Raw genomic sequence first — 1,522 nt, 5'->3', positions numbered from 1 at the left:
TCGCGGACTTCCGTGCCGATGCCGGAGTAGTGCGTCACCAGTGCGGTATCCCACTCGTCCGAATTTACACTCTTGCGCATGCTCGTCTTGGAAATTCTTCGGCCCGCCCCGTCGTACTTCATCAGAAGTTTGAACAAAGTATCGCTAGAACTGCCCGTAGGTTGTGTGTGTTGTGTAAATTCAATTGGCATACCTCTCCAATCATACAAAATTTTCAGTCCCTTGGACTTGTCTTCAGTCAAATTACCTTCGGAATCGTACATAAGGCAACCATTAGCTAGCCATATTGCTGGAAGTGACAGAATATTTTTACTATTTAGTACATTTTTAATGAACAGGTTTTGCCGATGCGACAATATTTTCACAAGTAAGAGAATCTATAAAGTCTAGGAAACAATTAAATTCAACATAAAATGGACGTAGGTATGGATAACCATCTACATGTTTCCCGGCCTTCAAAACAATAACTTTTTTCTTATAAATTTTCCCATTATATTTTTCTACTGTATCTATTTTTGCGTTTACTTGAAAGTATTCAGCAGAAGACTTTACATATTCATCAAAAGATTTTCTTTTATTTTTTTTCATAAGGATTTGTTCTACCATAAAATGTTTGACCTCCACCATTAATTCCTAAAACCAAATTACGATTTTGGTCTCTTATAAAATAGCAGTGACCCATATCCCAATGTTCTCTATATTCAATTTGATATGATTGCGGAACATCCATTTCAATAAATGAATCCTTATAAGTTTTCATATTTTCACATTTATCAGAATTCATGCAAGAAACAAGGATGCAGAAACAAAAAAAACAAATATATTTTTTCATTTTTAATCATTCTTCAAATATAACGTTGTATTCGTATAAATTCTGAGAATTAACATTATCTTCTGTGTAATTATAATCAGGGCTCCACATTTCCTCAATTTGGGAAGGGTCCAAATTTAATTCGCCTGCTTCTCCTCCCATTAGGTTATGTTTATACCCTTTATATGGAACGCCCCATTGAGGGTCGTCTTGTTTATGATGATATCTGTCGCCTAATCCAAGTAAATGAGCGAATTCATGTAATGTATTTCGTTTGCTATTTATATTTATATAAGCATTTTTAGGTAACGAACTAGCATCTACATACGAATAAATATTTTCTTCTAGCCATACATAATTATTTAATTCACCATGTTTATTTTTATCATATTCAACAACACGTATCGTTACATTACGAGATCCAAATTTTCCACTGAAATGTTTTTGCACCATTGCTTTCACATTCGCAATGTTTTCAGCTGTAGCCGCAGGACCCCAAAAAGTGACCGGAACTGTAGCTATGATATTATTGCCTATTTTATTGATGTATGCAGCATTCCCATCCGGATCCACGACATTTACCGGATTGTACCCATTCCCGGCATACAGATACGGACTTGAGAATTGTCTCTTTGGATCCACGCTTATCCACATTCCGAGAATCGGGTCTAGATATCTCGCGCCAAAATAGTCCAGCGCGATTTCGTCATC

General features: G+C 36.0%; 4 protein-coding genes. All 4 read right to left on the bottom strand.

Features of this window, described 5'->3' with window-relative positions:
• On the bottom strand, nt 1-263 hold a 263-nt coding region (locus ACJROP_RS02395; RefSeq protein ID WP_406533900.1), incomplete at its 3' end, for a hypothetical protein.
• A 64-nt stretch (nt 264-327) separates the two neighbouring features.
• Nucleotides 328-606 (bottom strand): hypothetical protein, encoded by a 279-nt coding sequence (locus tag ACJROP_RS02390; RefSeq protein WP_406533899.1) that lies wholly within the window; start codon nt 604-606, stop codon nt 328-330.
• The gene (locus tag ACJROP_RS02385) at nt 575-760 is read right to left on the bottom strand and encodes a hypothetical protein (RefSeq protein ID WP_406533898.1); all 186 of its coding nucleotides are present in this window, start codon (nt 758-760) and stop codon (nt 575-577) included. Before ACJROP_RS02385 ends, ACJROP_RS02390 begins: the two co-directional genes overlap by 32 nt.
• Nucleotides 761-838: 78 nt before the next feature.
• Nucleotides 839-1,513: an RHS repeat domain-containing protein gene (locus tag ACJROP_RS02380; RefSeq protein ID WP_406533901.1), complete on the bottom strand. Its 675-nt coding sequence runs from the start codon at nt 1,511-1,513 to the stop codon at nt 839-841.
• Nucleotides 1,514-1,522: the final 9 nt, after the last annotated feature.

Origin of the sequence: Methanobrevibacter sp., from assembly GCF_045220775.1 — an archaeon.
Classification (GTDB): Archaea; Methanobacteriota; Methanobacteria; order Methanobacteriales; family Methanobacteriaceae; genus Methanocatella.
Note: the sequence above shows the minus strand (reverse complement) of the source record. Positions and strands in the feature narration are given on the sequence as shown.